We start from the raw sequence: 16,280 nt of genomic DNA, 5'->3' as shown, positions 1-16,280 counted from the left end.
CCTTGAATGCCAAATCTTGAAGATAATACTCGTTGTAAACGTAATATAGAATATATGTTTTTTATAATCGTAGAAGTCTTAATATTTTAATAGCAATAGTTTTTAGAACTGGTTTATTTGTTTTCGGATAGACATAAAAAACAAGATGCATCAAAAGAAAAGACGGTGATCGAATCAATGAACCTTATAAAAAAGACTTATAGTTTTAAGAGAACGATTCATGTAGCGCTTTTTACAGTCGCTATCTTTTTTAGTGCCTTTATTTACAACTCTTACACGGGAATGATCCGGAGTCAGAAAATTCTAAATAATTTCAAAGAGACAGCATATTTTTGGGATGCGATGTATGACATCGAGAAACAATCCGATATCGATATGAGTGGCGATTACTCAAATCAGATTGATTTGTTAGTTGCAAAAGAAGGTATTCGTGATATTGAGACAAAGTCATCGATAAATCTTATGAATTATATCGATGATACATGTTTTGCTACGAATGATAGCATTTGTAACGCGTTAATTGTAAGTCGGCTCTTGCGCTATGAAACCCCTGGAGTTGCTTTTGATCAATTGTATGCTTTAGATTTTCAAATTGCACTTGATGAGTTGCGTTACTTAAAAGATCGCCAAAATATTGAAATCATGCAACCCTACTATCCTGAATATAATCCTTTCATCACAACAACCTACAACCACGACGTCGAGCGAATAGAAACAATTATTCATGACTATGGGCGCCCATATGATTATGGGTTATATACTGTTTGGAATTTGTTCATTACGAAAGGAATGCTATTTGTGATAGTAGTAATTCTTTTCCAATCGAGCATGTGGATTATACATGAACTCAAACGAAAAAAATCATCACTACTTATGCTCAACACAGTAAGCACTTCTAAGGTGTATGCGATGCATACCTTCTATGCATTTAAGCAAAGTATGGTAATTTTGGGATCATCGATTGCTGTTTTCTTGATAGGGACAAGCATCGTTGGTCGCTTAGGAAGTTTTGATTATCCTGTCACAAAGTATATGAAAGGAACCTATCCGATTGATAATGTTCCCATATATTTTCAAGAGTATGTCAAAATGTTTAATGTCGATTATACGTTTCAATTCATAACACTGACAGCGTATTTGTTAAGAAGTATTGGGCTCACCGTAATTTTATTCTTGTTTTCATTTGCAGTAATTAATTTGCTGAATTTATGTTTTAAAAATCAGATCAAAAGTATTATGAGTCTGTGCTTGGTCGTGTTCGTGAGTATACAACCACAATTTTTCTCGCTTCTTAATCCGTTTTCATATTTTGATGTTAATAGTATCATTACACAGTCTTATACCATTGTACGAAACTACGATAGCATTCACTATACACTGGGAATTGGATACCTTATTGTCGTTACTTTAGGACTCCATGGTTTATCATATGTGCTGTTTCATAAATTATTTGTTAGGAGGAAACATGGTAATGCACCTACACATTCATGACTTAACTTTCTCGTATCATAAACAAGCAATTTATCATAATGCTAATTTAGAAATTGATCAAGCGGGTATTTACGGACTCATCGCCCCAAATGGTTTTGGTAAGACAACACTTCTAGATATCATTGCTGATAACATTAATACATACGCCGGTTCGATTGATTACGCAACATCACGGTTATCCTATGCCCAGGATATTGATGTTTTGTATGATGACTTAACTGTTTGGGATCATATCGAATTTATACTTGGAGTTCATAAAATTTCAATAAATGATCCATTTTACCAAAAGTATCTGCATCTTCTCGGTATTGAAACGTATAAACACAAAAAGGTCAAAGCATGTTCCTTGGGCATGAAAAAGAAATTATTGCTTTTCTTGGCAATTTTACCCAATCCGGACATTCTCTTACTCGATGAACCGCTCAATGGGTTGGATATTGATAGTGTCATCATTATTCGAGAATTACTAGCATCAATTAATGATGAGCACCGGATGATTGTGATTGTATCTACACATAATCTTCCAGAACTTGAAAAGCTATCGAATTCAGCAATTTTTATACAAAATTCTAAATTATACCTAAAAGAAAATATAGATAATATGGAGGTTACATATCTCGATGAATATCAGAGCAACCTTCCGATTTAGATTCAAAATGATTGTACGCAGTTATGGACGGTATCTTATTATCATTGTTTTTTTGATAAATCTAATGTTTAACTTTCAAGAAGCACATACTGCAAGTCTGAAAAAAAATCGGTACATCGAAATACTTGATACAAACATTGGAACCATACAAAGTCAAAAAAATTATGAGGCAACACAGAACCAAAGACCTTTATTAGAACTTGAATCTGAAATCAGTGATGTTTTGATCAAAGAACGACGTCTTCTAACACAAACAACAGATGAAAATAGCGAACCATTTCTAATTTATGAAACAAAATTAAAATGCTTCACAGTGTATCAGGAGCAGTATGCTTCGGAAGCAACGAAGCTCCAATTTAATCTTGAGACAATGGATGAAGAATTCCAACGCGTTAAATATATAGAAGAAAATCAGCTTGAATTTGTACCTTTGTTCAGTGATGCTACATTTCCGTTAAACTACTATAGGTTCGTACAGAAAATAAGTCAGCCTTTATGGATTTTCATTGGTGTGGGAATTCTAACGATAATGCATGCATCGGATTTATTATTTAATAAACGAACATCCAATTTTACACGACAATATGTAACGTCAATTCATCAATATATAGCATTAGTTGCAGTGAATGTCGCGTTTGTAGTTCTATTTCTATTTCTAAATGCGATTGGCTTCGCACTGAATGGTTATTTTGTTTATGGTATACATAGCTTGATGACGCCAATTATCTTTGGAGTCAATAACTTCCAAACTATTATTGTCGGTTTGATGGTGCAGATTGCGTATATTGTTATGGGTGTCATCGCGATATCGGTCATATTGTATGGGCTAATTTATGGTATTAAATTTATGCTGCAGTTACGTAAGACAAAGCAGTAACATCACCATCAAAACAATTCATCAAAAGTGACAAAAAACACATAATACATTATAATGAATATATCAATACAGAGATGGTGCGTGCATCATATCTTTAAAATGAATGCACCACTTGTCATAGGAGGGAAACATGACAAAAAATGGGAAATTTGTTTTGAAATCGCTTCTCATGAAGGGATTAGCGATTGTTAGTGTTATCAGTGTGGGGCTTTACACTTCACCCTATAGTGTAGTCTTTGCGGAAACAACAAAGAAAGAAAATAGTATCTTTGGAATGTCTTCTGGTCAATTTACGTCAATACTTTTAGTGATCATTGGTTTTGGCCTCCTCATGTATTTACTTGATCGATCAGCGCGTCGAAATGATGAAATCGATCGAAGTGAAGAAGAGATTAGTCGCAGCAAACAGGATGAAATGTAAATTTATGCATGATAAAAGAGCTCTTTGAATTTAATACGTTAAAGCAAAGAGTTTTTTTTTATTACTAGATAATGCGTTAGAAATCCACTTAAGTGGCGTTATTGCCATCTTCATAAAACAGATGTATACGTAAAAAATATTAAAATTTTGTGAATTGTGCAAACTTCTTTTGCATTATAGCGAAGATAGATTATAATTAGAGTATCCTTAAGTAGGGTACGAGACGCGAACACAACCCCCCCGTGTTCGCGTTTTTGTGTGCGCATTTTGATTTTGATTACAAATGTAAACTATTTGAAGTCAAACTCTTGCAATTCCCGAAAAACAATGATAGACTACAAATGTAAACGATATAAAACCAAGGAGGATTTACCATGGAAAAAGAATTTAAAGTAACAGGAATGACATGCGGAGGATGTGTCCGACACGTAACACATGCTGTACAAGATATTGTGGGTGTTGAAACAGTCGATGTTGATCTTACATCAGGAATTGCGAAAGTTAAAGCCGATGCGTCTGTTACCGATGCACAAATCATTGCAGCTATAAATGAAAGTGGTTATTCAGCACAATAATCCACCATCTTGGAGGAAAGACTATGAGTACTAAAACATATGAAATAACAGGGATGACTTGTTCTTCATGCCAGCTACACGTTGAGAAAGCAATTTCGAAGGTTGCGGGTGTTGAGGCGGTCGATGTAAACCTTGTAACCAATAAAGCATCAGTGACCATGAATGATGATGTTTTAGAAGCAACAATTATCAAAGCTGTCGAAGACAGTGGCTATGGAGTTGCTGAAGAAGTATTAACGAAAAGTGTAGACCTAAAAATTACGGATATGACATGTTCATCATGTGTTGCGAACGTGGAAGGTGCGCTGAGTGCGGTTCCAGGAATTGAAAAAGCAACCGTGAATCTACTTATGGAACGTGCTCACATTGAATATGATCCCAATCAAGTGAAGCTTTTCGATATTATTGAAACAATCAAAGGCCAAGGCTATGGTGCGGTTCGCATGGAAGAAGTAATTGAAGATGACGATACGCTCATTAAAGCACAACGTAAAGAACGCCGAGGTGTCATTGTTGGATTAATTTTAGGTGCGATTATGCTCTACATAACAATGGGGCAAATGTTCTCAATAAAATTACCACAACCTGCATTCGTAGATATGATGGAAAATCCATTAAGTTATACCTTATTCCAATGGGCAATCACAATTCCTGTGGTATGGGTTAACCGAGGTTACTTTATTCGTGGATTCAAAACATTAATGAAACGTTCTCCAAATATGGATACCTTGGTAGCTATAGGAACAGGGGCAGCCATTGTCTACAGTTTCTATGGAACCGCACGTATCTTCATGGGTGATGCAAGTTACGCTCATCATCTATACCTAGAAACAGCTGTTGTTATTTTAGCGCTCATTAGTCTTGGTAAATACTTCGAATCAATGAGTAAAGCAAAAACATCATCAGCAATCAAAGCACTTCTAAATTTGAAACCTGCAACAGCGATTCTCTTGCGAGATGGCGTTGAGGTCGAGATTGACAGTGACGAAATTAGTATTGGTGATCACTTAGTCGTGAAACCAGGATCATCGATTCCAATGGATGGAATTGTTATTGAAGGACACAGTAGTGTCGATGAAGCGATGCTAACTGGTGAAAGTATGCCAGTTGATAAAACCGTTGGTGATAACGTTGTAATGGGTACAATGAATATAAATGGACGAATGATCGTTGAGGCAACTGTAAGTAATGAAGATACTGCACTTGCCAAAATTGTCCAACTTGTTGAAAATGCTCAAAACGAAAAAGCACCAATATCGAAAATGGTCGATAAGGTATCGGGTATTTTTGTACCAATCGTTATTGCAATTGCGATCATTTCGGGAGTGTTCTGGTACTTCTATTCCGGTGACGTTGAATTAAGTATGACCGTGTTTGTTACAGTACTTGTCATTGCTTGTCCATGTGCCTTAGGATTAGCAACACCAACTGCAATTATGGTTGGAACGGGTGTCGGTGCACAAAATGGTATCTTCATCAAATCTGCTGAATCATTAGAAGAAGCGTCTCATATTCATACAGTTGTCTTTGATAAGACGGGAACATTAACATACGGTGAACCCGTCGTAACAGATATCGTGTCTCATGACCTTGATGATGTAACCTTGATGACGATTGTAGGATCAATTGAACGCATGTCAGAACATCCTTTAGCGCAAGCCTTAGTCAAAGGTGCTGAAGATCTCAATGTTGTCTATGATGATATTGAAGGATTTGAAGCATTGGTGGGACGTGGTGTGCAAGGATTTTATCAAGGAAAACCACTCTATATCGGAAATGAAAAACTAATGCGTGAGCAGGATAGTGATATGTCTGCATATCAAAATGATGTGAATACATTTGCGAAGTCTGGAAAGACGGCCATGATTGTCTCGTTAGATCATCGTGTTGTCGGTGTCGTTGCCGTTGCGGACACGATTAAAGATGAAGCAATTGAAACAGTTGCAGCGTTGCAAAAAATGGGGCTTGATGTTGTTATGATGACAGGTGACCATAAGGATACGGCGAAAGCAATTGCTGATCAGATTGGTATTTCTCATGTTTTAGCAGAAGTTTTACCCGACGAAAAAGCATCCAATATTAAACGCCTGCAAGAAGGTGGCGAAAAAGTAATGATGGTTGGGGATGGAATCAATGATGCCATCGCGCTTGTTCAAAGTGATGTAGGAATTGCTGTTGGAACGGGAACAGATGTTGCGATTGAATCTGCTAAAGTTGTCTTGATGCGTGATAACATCAAGGACGTTGCAAATGCGATTGCTTTAAGTAAAGCGACAATGCGTAATATTAAACAAAACTTGTTCTGGGCATTTGCTTATAACGTTGTAGGAATTCCATTTGCGATGGGACTCTTCAAACTCCTCTTCAACGGACCATTATTAGATCCAATGATTGCGGGGGCAGCAATGGCATTCTCATCAGTGTCCGTTGTTACAAACGCATTGCGTCTTCGTAAATTTAAAGTGAAGCATTAAGCACATTTCAAAATGCTTTCATTGAAAATTGTGTCGCAAAAACGTACAATGGCACTAAGAGGTGTTTTCATGAAACATATAATTTTTGTAAAAGGATTAACAACTGAAGAAGATCGTGAGAAAGTACAATACGAACTTGAAAATACACGTATTGAGTTTACGATTAGTACAGCAACAAGTAGTGTTACGGTAAGTGGCTCAAACGATGTTATTCACAGTGCCAAACAAGCAATAATTCAAGCAGGCTATGTAATTCAATAGCCTGCTTTTTTTCTGTGATATAATAGATGTAAGAGGTGATTTCATGGAACCATTTGATTTGGCTATCATTGATAAAGCTGCAGAACGTCTCTTTGAAATCGAGACATTGCTTCAAAAACCGGCATACCGCTTAAATGCAATTACCTATACGGTTTCGTCACAGCATGTGAAAGCCAAAAATATTATTAAGATTCTAAAAGTAGAAGTGGAAACATTAATGCCACTGTTGGAAGCCGTCGAGAATGAATTTGAACGGTGTCATTATGCGAATGCGTTGACCTACCAATACGATGCAAGTTATCGCATTCTTCAACGTTTTGATGCAACAACAATCAATCATACTAAGCGGCAAATTTATAAAGCAGTTTATGGGATTGAAGCAGTGTTTGCCCGTCTCTATCGAATCTTGACAATGATTGAACAAGATATTGTCGTCAACCATACCGCTTAGCGGTATTTTTTGTGATGGAATTGAAACTTTTCGCAATCAGTCAAAATATAGGTGACAAATTATAAGACTATTGTGAAAACGAGAACAAGAGATGTTGATATCATTGTTTATCCAGTGTTTATTTGCTATAATAGTCAACGTATATAAGGAGGCAATTATGACAAAAAGAACTGTCACAGATTTGGATGTTGCTGGCAAACGTGTCATTGTACGTGTAGACTTTAACGTTCCGTTAAAAGATGGCGTCATTACAGACGACAACCGTATCAATGGTGCATTACCAACAATCAAATACTTGGTAGAAAATAACGCAAAAGTTATTCTTATGTCACACTTGGGGAAAGTAAACCATAAGGACGCTGAAAAAACAGAAGCTGACAAAGCTAAAAACAACATGGCTCCAGTAGCGACACGCTTACAAGAGTTAATGCCTGAAACAAACGTTACTTTTGTTCCTGTAACACGTGGAATCGAATTAGAAGACGCTGTTGCAGCAATGAACGATGGTGACATTGTATTAATGCAAAACACACGCTATGAAGCAGGTGAAAGCAAAAATGATGATAATCTTGCAACGTATTGGGCAGGATTGGGTGATCTCTTTGTAACAGATGCATTTGGATCTGTACACCGTGCTCACGCATCAACTGTAGGTATTGCAAATCACTTACCTTCAGCACTTGGATTCCTTGTGGAAAAAGAAGTCAAATTCTTAACAGAAGCAATCTACTCACCAAAACGCCCATTTGTAGCGATTTTAGGTGGAGCAAAAGTTAGCGATAAGATCAATGTTATTGAAAACTTGCTTGATGTTGCAGATAAAGTTATCGTTGGTGGTGGAATGGCTTATACATTCTACAAAGCAATGGGACGTGAAATCGGAACATCACTTGTTGAAATGGATCGTATCGACATTGCGAAAGCTGTTATGGAAAAAGCTGGAGATAAATTAATTCTCCCAGTTGACACAGTGGTTGCCGCTGAATTTGCACCCGATGCAACACCAGTTGTTGTATCAGCAGATGCTATTCCAGCAGATATGATGGGGCTCGATATCGGACCGAAATCAATCGAACTATTCAAAAATGAATTACAAGGCGCTAAAACAGTAGTATGGAATGGACCAATGGGAGTCTTCGAATTTGAAGCATTCGCAAATGGAACATTAGAAGTATGTAAAGCAATTACAGAACTTCCAGAAGTCTTAAGTGTTATCGGTGGTGGTGATTCAGCTGCTGCAGCTATTCAATTAGGATTTAAAGACCAAATTACTCACATCTCAACAGGTGGTGGTGCAAGCTTGGAATTTATGGAAGGAAAAGAATTGCCAGGAATCGCTGCAATTCAGGATAAATAAAAAATGAGAAAACCAATTATCTTCGGAAACTGGAAAATGAACAAAACAAATGCACAAGCACAATCATTCTTTGACGGTGTTGATGCATTCGCAACAGACAAAGCTGACTTTGGTGTTGCAGTACCTTTCACAGCATTACATACATCTGTAAATGCTGCGAAAAATATTCACGTTGCAGCTGAAAACGTACACTGGGCACCAAATGGCGCTTACACAGGTGAAGTTTCAGTTGAAATGTTGAAAGAAATCGGAGTCAAATGGGTAGTTTTAGGACACTCAGAACGCCGTCAATACTTCAACGAAACAGATGAAGAAGTCAATAAAAAAGCTGCTGTTGCTATTGAAGCAGGAATGACACCAATCATCTGTGTCGGAGAAACATTGTTCGAATTTGAAGCTGGTAAAACAGAGTCAGTAGTTCGTAAACAAGTTGCGGGTACATTAGCTGGATTAGCTCCAGAAGCTGTATCAAACTTAGTAATCGCTTATGAACCAGTTTGGGCTATTGGAACAGGTAAGAGTGCAACAATTGAAATTGCACAAGATACATGTGCATTAGTTCGTGATGAAGTTCGTAACATCTTCGGTGATGATGTTGCAAGCAAAGTACGTGTACAATACGGTGGATCTGTAAAACCAGATAACATTGCAGAATACATGTCACAAGAAGACATTGATGGTGCTTTAATTGGAGGCGCTTCATTAGAAGTTGACTCATTCAAAGCAATCATTGATGCAATTAAATAATTAGATAATCAATATAGAGGAGGACATATTAATATGCCATTTATTATCGATATCCACGCACGTGAAGTTTTAGACTCACGTGGTAACCCAACAATTGAAGTTGAAGTAGCAACAGATTCAGGTGCTTTCGGACGCGCTATGGTACCATCAGGTGCATCAACAGGTGAACGTGAAGCATTAGAACTTCGTGACGGAGACAAATCACGTTACGACGGAAAAGGTGTTTTAAAAGCAGTTGAAAACGTAAACGAAATTATTGCTGACGCATTAATCGGATTTGACGTAACAGACCAAAACTTACTTGACTTAACAATGATCGAATTAGACGGTACAAAAGATAAGTCAAAACTTGGAGCAAACGCTATCTTAGGTGTATCCATGGCTGCTGCACATGCTGCTGCTGATTTCTACGGAATGCCACTTTACAAATACTTAGGTGGATTCAATGGAAAAGAACTTCCAGTTCCAATGATGAACGTTATCAATGGTGGATCACACGCTGACTCATCAGTTGATTTCCAAGAATTCATGATTATGCCAATTAGCGCAAAAAATATCAAAGAAGCAATCCAAATGGGAGCAGAAACATTCCACGCTCTTAAATCAGTTCTTAAAGCTAAAGGACATGTTACAGCTGTTGGGGACGAAGGTGGATTCGCACCAAACTTAGCATCAAACGAAGAACCATTAGAAGTTATCGTTGAAGCTATCAAAAAAGCTGGATACGTACCAGGAACAGACATCGTCTTAGCAATGGACGTAGCTGCTTCAGAATTCTACGACACAGAAAAAGGTGTTTACGTATTAAGCAAATCAGGTGGAGAAGTATTAACATCTGACCAAATGATCGATATGTACGAAGGATTTATCGAAAAATACCCAATCGTTTCAATCGAAGATGGACTTGGAGAACGTGACTGGGATGGATGGAAACGTCTAACAGACCGTATCGGAGACCGTGTACAAATCGTTGGTGACGACTTATTCGTAACAAACCCAGCTATCCTTGCAGAAGGAATCGAAAAAGGAATTGGAAACTCAATTCTTATCAAAGTTAACCAAATCGGTACTTTAACAGAAACATTTGACGCTATGGAAATGGCTAAACGTGCAGGATATACATCAGTAGTTTCACACCGTTCAGGAGAAACAGAAGATGCAACAATCGCTGACATCGCAGTAGCATTTAACGCAGGTCAAATCAAAACAGGATCAATGTCACGTACAGACCGTTTAGCAAAATACAACCAATTAATCCGCATCGAGGAAGAATTGGGAGCAGCTGCTAAATACTCAGGTGCTAAAACATTCTTCAACATCAAAAAATAATTGATGAACATACAAGACATCCTTCGGGATGTCTTTTTTTTGTGAAGCAAACCAAACACCATGATTGATTTGAAAAAAACTTGCGAGGTGCGTATAATTAGAAAGTCAAAGTACATGGGGGAATTTATGAAATTAAAACTAGATAAGCAGTATCTTACCGAATTGATGCAAACATATGGGACACCAGGCGTCGAATCGCATGCCATTTATGCAGTTCAACAAAAAGCATTCACGGTGACGATGTCACCTAAAATACTAATACTAGAACCAAATGTTATCGTGATTCTCAGTCTACATCCATTTTCACTTAAAGTGAACTCTGTTGAAACATACCGTTTAGACGGAAATACACAAGTTATCGCTAAAAGAGGAATTCTATTCTATAAACTCAAACTTAAAGTAAATGGAAAAAAAGTTTTCAAAGCGAACGTCAATAAGACAGTTATGGGCCTTAATGACATTCAAAAACCAGGAATTCAAGCATTGCTCAAATACTAAGACACGGCTATCCGTGTTTTTTTATGCGAAAATGTACATTCGTTTCTTGAATCGAATAGCCATGATATGATAAACAGGATTTTAAGGAGGTCTTGATGAATAAAAAATTAAAACGATTGTTTGTGGTGGGAGGTGTAATTGTCCTATTAATTGTAATGAATATGATTCTCAATAGAACGGTTAACACTACACTCGAATCACTTAATCAGACGACACAGGATGTGCTCCTTGACTTTGAGCGTCTGAAACAAAGTGAGAAAGCGGATCCAATTTGGGATGGTTATAATTTAAGTAGTGCGCCAATTATTTTTGTCGATAAAGATAGCTGGTTTAATAATGCCTACACATTCAATATGGACGAACTTGAGGGTCTCAATACAATTGGTTCTACCTTAATTACAAATACTGAATCATCTGTATATCGGTTTGCGAGTACAAATCCAGCGACATGGTTTTTAAATCTTCCTTTCGGGAATTTCCCATCGATGAATCAGCATTATCATGTTGGTTCCTATCACGATGTTTATTATACAAAGTATAGCAATCAAGATATTAAACAAGCATTTGATCAACCTGAGTCCTATCCAACGTCATTTTTTATGCATGAATATGCGCATTACAGCATTCAACGAAACTGGCCTGATGCTGCTGATTTCTTACAACCATTATCCGTCGAAGGACAAGCACTTGCACTATTGCAGTATCGTATTTATGATGCCTTGATTTTGGAAATGAATGGAGCGGGTCGTGAAGCGGTCCTTGCACAATTGTTAGCGGATTGGAGTGTAGTTCAAACTGCGCGAAGCACAGACAATCCATCGTACGTATCTGATGAAGGTGTAAAGCTAACGCTTGAAGGTGTTGCGACCTACATTGGGCGTGAAGCTTCCTTGCGAATCGGTCAACCTTTTCATTACCTAACTGCTTCTGATGGAACACCTGCGACCTATGAAATGATTATCAGTGCAATCGGTGATGGACTTATGGACGCATCCTACATTTCTAATAGTGGTCTCTATAATACAGGTGCAGTTTTAGGGGATGCTCTTGATACCGTATTTCCAGAGTGGCAGATGATTCTCAATGGTATGACACTGGAAAATCCTGTTTCAGTCTATGACTTAATATATAGGTTTGTTGATGGCCAACAACTGCAAGGTCAACGTTTGGACGATCTAAAAGCTATTTACAACTATGATTCATTATTATCTGTTTCCCAAAAATAAATCACAATAAAGATAAGCATTTTTTTCGGACATTGAATGACGAAAGCAAATGCTTTTTTTGTTGCTTTGATAATCTGAGGCATTAATCAACCCCTTGGTTTTTTTCTCTCATGTTAAAAAAAATACAAGTTTTTTGAGTTTTGGAACAAAAATTTTCACTTTGAAAACGATGAGGACCAATTTCTATTAGTTAAATATTAATATTTATTTAGTTAAGTGTGTATTTTAGGATATTCGTTAACGGAATAAAGAAATGTTTCAATTTAGGGGGTTCCATGATTACTGTTTTTATATATGAAGATGATGAATACTATCAAGAACGCTATTCGAGAATGCTTGAAGCAATAGCTTTAGAGCAACAAATGTATCTCTCCATCACCGTTTTTGATAGTGCTGACAAACTTATTGAAGTTCTAAAAGCGATGACACATTGTCCAACAGTAATCTATTTAGGTGTTGAGGTGAAAAGTATGAATGGCCTTGAGTTAGGAAATAGATTGCGAGAGCAGGGCGTCAACTCGGAGATTATTTTTATCTCGAATGCTACTGAGTATGTTTTCGATACATTTGAAATCGGTCCGTCTAATTTCCTAATTAAAGATCGATTGACGTGTGATGGGTTTAAGACAGAGTTCTTAAATGCAGTCGAAAAGTATCGACCAAACCGCGAACAAATTTTTGCTTATCAAATAAAAGGAACAACTTATGCGCAACGGATGTCCAAAATTGTATCAATCGAGATTAAGAAACGAATTATTATTCTCAATATAAATGATGGTCAAACAATCGAGTTTTATGGAACAATGTATGAACTCGACCAACAGATTCGAAATACAGTTCTTGTACGGGTTCATCGTTCATATATTGTCAATATTACTTACATCGATAGTTATGATAAGACAACCATTACACTTAAAGATGGTACTGAAATTCCTATAGGAAAATACTATATGACAGTCTTAGAAAATGAATACATTGCGTATGTTGGGAGTCATCGATGATCATCAATCTCGTGTTATTTACTGTCTTAATGTTCAGTGGTCACTTATGGTTAAGGATTGTATCTCATTATTATGTAAGGCGTGCAGTGCCGGAAGTTATTGAAGGTCTCTTACTTATCATCTATGGGGTCGTCTTTGCTTTAATCAATCGTTTTAGTTTTACACATTTAGGTCCGTTTATCATGTTTTTGTATCTTATGTTCATGGCTCGGATACTCTTTATAATACCGACGTTGAATGTTTTGACTATTAGTTTTTTGCCTGTCGTTTCGTTCTATACGATCCGTGGATTTTTAGCAGCAACAACTGCAATGATTTGGCAAAAGACAACATTTTTTGTTTTATCATATCCATTGACGCGATGGACAATCTTTTTAGCATCCTATAGCATTCTCGCAATTTTAACGTATGCTCTTTCGCAAGTACTCGATGTTAATATGAATATCAAAATGTTTCTACGAAATACCATGAAATTAAAGCATATTCTCCGTATCGAACTGATTATGATGGTGTATCTTTTAATAGTGAATGATGGTCGGTTTTTAGACAACGAAATACATTGGTTTAATTTATTATATGCAAGTGCTTCAGTTTTTATTTTTGTGATATTGAGTGTGTCTTGGAATGATGCCATTCGTGGTGCGTCATTATTAGAAAATGCCCGGTACACTGCGAAAGTTGAAAACCAACTGAAGATGCAAGTCCAGCATTATGAATCGTATCAAGATTTACTGGAAGAATATAAGAAATTTAAACATGACTATCGCGCAATGCTTCAAACAATCCAACATTTGATTGCTGAAGAACAAATTGTTGGTGCAAAAAATATCATTCAACAGTCTCATGACTCCTTTCAAGAGACGCAGGCTTTAGAGCCGTATTCTCAGAGTCACTTGCTGGATGCAATCATTAAAGATTTTAAAGTGCGTTGTGATGACTTGGAAATCAACTATCAGTTGGATTTGCAGCTACCAGATACTTTTAAACTCACGGAACTCAACATGTTGCGAGTTCTTACGAATATTATCAATAATGCTATCGAAGCATCGTTACCCATTTCAAATCCTTGTGATCGGTGGATTAAAATTAGAAGCAGGGTGAATCATCGTTGGCTGTCTTTAGAGGTTACAAATCAATACGTGACGGAGCCAATCTATAAGCACGGTCAATACTTGAGTACTAAAGATAGTCCCGATATTCATGGTATTGGCTTGCAAATTGTCCGGGAAATTGTAGAAAAATCTGAAGGAATTCTGAAAATAAAAACCGATCCCGTGTTGCGGCAGTTTCTTGTGAACATCACAATTCCATATTGATTACAATGAATATGGAAATTAAGGGAGCCTGTCGTTGACACACTACATTTACAGTGTTACCATTACGCTATGAAAACTACCATATAATTCTGGAAATAAGGTCCGGAAGTCTCTACTCATGACCCGTAAAGTCGTGTACTATGGCACTAGTTTCAAAGGCGTTTTTACGTACCTTTTGATACTACTGCCTATTGGCAGTTTTTTTGTATTCAAAAGGAGGAGACTATGAAAACATGGTTGAATACGTATTTTAGAATTGAGGAATCAGGGTCAACAATCAAACGGGAATTTGCAGGGGGTCTTACCGCTTTCTTGTCAATGTCTTATGTTATTTTTGTGAATCCGATTATTTTGGGGAATGCAGGTATGCCCGAAGATGCAGTCTTCATGGCAACAATACTCTCATCGGCAATTGCAATGCTCATTATGGGTTTGTATGCACGCTTTCCGTTAGGATTAGCGCCATGCATGTCCATGAATGCTTTCTTTGCATTTAGTGTTGTATTGGGAATGGGGATGGCGTGGGAAGTTGCGTTAGCGGCAGTACTTGTTTCATCTGTCTTGTTTATCATGCTTTCATTCTCAGGAATTCGTGCCAAAATTATTAAAGGTATCCCACTGCCAATTAAACAAGCTGGGAATGTTGGATTGGGATTATTTATCGCATTTGTTAGTTTTAAAAATGCTGGGATTATCGTTCCTGATTCAAGTATGTTTATTACGTTTGGTGGATTCCACAATCCTAACGTTGTCATTGCGATAGTAGGTGTACTTACAGCCGCATTCTTCCTCGTGAAGAAGAATCAATATGCCGTCTTCTTTGGAATGATTGGTGCAGCTGTTTGTGGTCTTCTGATTCGCTTAGGTGTTGATATGGGATGGTTATCGATGGCACCAGAAATTGCGGCAACCTTGCCACAATTGCCAGCAGGAAGTCCGATTGTCGTGCCAGTGGGTCCGATGCAATCGATGATTGATAATACATTGTTTGTTGGATTTAAAAATCTTGGGGAACTTTTAAATCCACAAGCAATCATAGTTGTCTTAACGTTTCTGTTTTTGGATTTCTTTGGTACAGCAACGACATTATCAGCGGCTGCATCACAAATTCCTGATTTGCCTGCGGAAGCATTTGAAAACAATCATCGTATTTATGTTGCGGATGCAGTTGGAACATTTGTCGGAGGGGTTTTAGGGACATCGAATCTCTCTACATACATTGAATCCGTTTCCGGAATCATCAATGGTGCGCGGACAGGGCTTATGGCAGTCGTCACGGCTTGTTTATTCCTATTGTCAGTCTTTATCTATCCATTGCTATCTTTAGTTACTGCGTCAGTCACAACGCCGGCTATGGTCGTTATTGGGATCTTCATGATGCAAAATATTGTGAATATTGATTGGCGAGGTGGTTATGAAGTTATTGTGCCGTCTTTCATCACAATTGTCATGATGCCGTTAACTGGGTCTATTGCATTGGGTCTTACCATGGGATTTGTATCGTATGAACTTTGCATGATTTTTGCAGGAAAACATAAAGAATTAGGTTGGATTATGCATGGGATTACATTAGTTTCCATTGCATATATGATTACACTTTAGAAAGA

16 protein-coding genes and 1 riboswitch are annotated in these 16,280 nt (G+C 37.3%); all 16 genes read left to right on the top strand.

Features of this window, described 5'->3' with window-relative positions; all coding sequences use genetic code 11:
- Positions 1–177 precede the first annotated feature (177 nt).
- The 16 genes from G7061_RS08770 to G7061_RS08695 all read left to right on the top strand — a co-directional run bounded on the left by G7061_RS08770 (position 178) and on the right by G7061_RS08695 (position 16,275).
- Complete coding sequence (locus G7061_RS08770) at positions 178–1,491, top strand: hypothetical protein (protein WP_166120676.1); 1,314 nt, start codon at positions 178–180, stop codon at positions 1,489–1,491.
- Positions 1,466–2,140, top strand: coding sequence for an ATP-binding cassette domain-containing protein (locus G7061_RS08765; RefSeq protein WP_166120673.1), 675 nt, complete (start codon positions 1,466–1,468; stop codon positions 2,138–2,140). The genes G7061_RS08770 and G7061_RS08765 overlap by 26 nt, the downstream gene beginning before the upstream one ends.
- Complete coding sequence (locus G7061_RS08760) at positions 2,112–3,017, top strand: hypothetical protein (RefSeq protein WP_166120670.1); 906 nt, start codon at positions 2,112–2,114, stop codon at positions 3,015–3,017. The genes G7061_RS08765 and G7061_RS08760 overlap by 29 nt, the downstream gene beginning before the upstream one ends.
- Before the next feature lie 130 nt (positions 3,018–3,147).
- Positions 3,148–3,438 (top strand): hypothetical protein, encoded by a 291-nt coding sequence (locus tag G7061_RS08755; protein WP_166120666.1) that lies wholly within the window; start codon positions 3,148–3,150, stop codon positions 3,436–3,438.
- Positions 3,439–3,812: 374 nt separating this feature from the next.
- A complete protein-coding gene (locus tag G7061_RS08750) occupies positions 3,813–4,013 on the top strand; it encodes a heavy-metal-associated domain-containing protein (RefSeq protein ID WP_159644629.1) in 201 nt (66 codons plus the stop codon).
- A 23-nt stretch (positions 4,014–4,036) separates the two neighbouring features.
- Positions 4,037–6,487: a heavy metal translocating P-type ATPase gene (locus G7061_RS08745; RefSeq protein ID WP_166120663.1), complete on the top strand. Its 2,451-nt coding sequence runs from the start codon at positions 4,037–4,039 to the stop codon at positions 6,485–6,487.
- A 69-nt stretch (positions 6,488–6,556) separates the two neighbouring features.
- Entirely contained in the window at positions 6,557–6,748 is a 192-nt protein-coding gene (locus G7061_RS08740) for a copper chaperone (RefSeq protein WP_159633508.1), read from the top strand.
- Between the two features lie 43 nt (positions 6,749–6,791).
- The gene (locus tag G7061_RS08735; protein WP_159633505.1) at positions 6,792–7,199 is read left to right on the top strand and encodes a hypothetical protein; all 408 of its coding nucleotides are present in this window, start codon (positions 6,792–6,794) and stop codon (positions 7,197–7,199) included.
- Between the two features lie 157 nt (positions 7,200–7,356).
- On the top strand, positions 7,357–8,556 hold the full coding sequence (gene pgk / locus G7061_RS08730) for a phosphoglycerate kinase (RefSeq protein ID WP_159639178.1): 1,200 nt from the start codon (positions 7,357–7,359) through the stop codon (positions 8,554–8,556).
- A gap of 3 nt (positions 8,557–8,559) precedes the next feature.
- Positions 8,560–9,303 (top strand): triose-phosphate isomerase, encoded by a 744-nt coding sequence (gene tpiA / locus G7061_RS08725; protein WP_159633499.1) that lies wholly within the window; start codon positions 8,560–8,562, stop codon positions 9,301–9,303.
- Positions 9,304–9,336: 33 nt separating this feature from the next.
- On the top strand, positions 9,337–10,632 hold the full coding sequence (gene eno / locus G7061_RS08720) for a phosphopyruvate hydratase (RefSeq protein ID WP_159633495.1): 1,296 nt from the start codon (positions 9,337–9,339) through the stop codon (positions 10,630–10,632).
- Between the two features lie 126 nt (positions 10,633–10,758).
- Positions 10,759–11,130 (top strand): hypothetical protein, encoded by a 372-nt coding sequence (locus G7061_RS08715; protein ID WP_159639177.1) that lies wholly within the window; start codon positions 10,759–10,761, stop codon positions 11,128–11,130.
- 95 nt (positions 11,131–11,225) lie between these two features.
- The gene (locus G7061_RS08710) at positions 11,226–12,356 is read left to right on the top strand and encodes a hypothetical protein (RefSeq protein ID WP_159644624.1); all 1,131 of its coding nucleotides are present in this window, start codon (positions 11,226–11,228) and stop codon (positions 12,354–12,356) included.
- 275 nt (positions 12,357–12,631) lie between these two features.
- Positions 12,632–13,357, top strand: coding sequence for a LytTR family DNA-binding domain-containing protein (locus G7061_RS08705; RefSeq protein ID WP_159639175.1), 726 nt, complete (start codon positions 12,632–12,634; stop codon positions 13,355–13,357).
- Entirely contained in the window at positions 13,354–14,673 is a 1,320-nt protein-coding gene (locus G7061_RS08700; RefSeq protein WP_166120659.1) for a sensor histidine kinase, read from the top strand. Before G7061_RS08705 ends, G7061_RS08700 begins: the two co-directional genes overlap by 4 nt.
- Positions 14,674–14,732: 59 nt before the next feature.
- Positions 14,733–14,834, top strand: a riboswitch (purine riboswitch).
- A gap of 64 nt (positions 14,835–14,898) precedes the next feature.
- Positions 14,899–16,275, top strand: coding sequence for an NCS2 family permease (locus G7061_RS08695; protein WP_166120655.1), 1,377 nt, complete (start codon positions 14,899–14,901; stop codon positions 16,273–16,275).
- Positions 16,276–16,280 lie beyond the last annotated feature (5 nt).

The organism is Erysipelothrix sp. HDW6B, assembly GCF_011301115.1.
GTDB lineage: Bacteria > Bacillota_I > Bacilli_A > Erysipelotrichales > Erysipelotrichaceae > Erysipelothrix > Erysipelothrix anatis.
The sequence above is the reverse complement of the archived record's forward strand: the minus strand, read 5'-3'. Positions and strand labels throughout refer to the sequence as shown.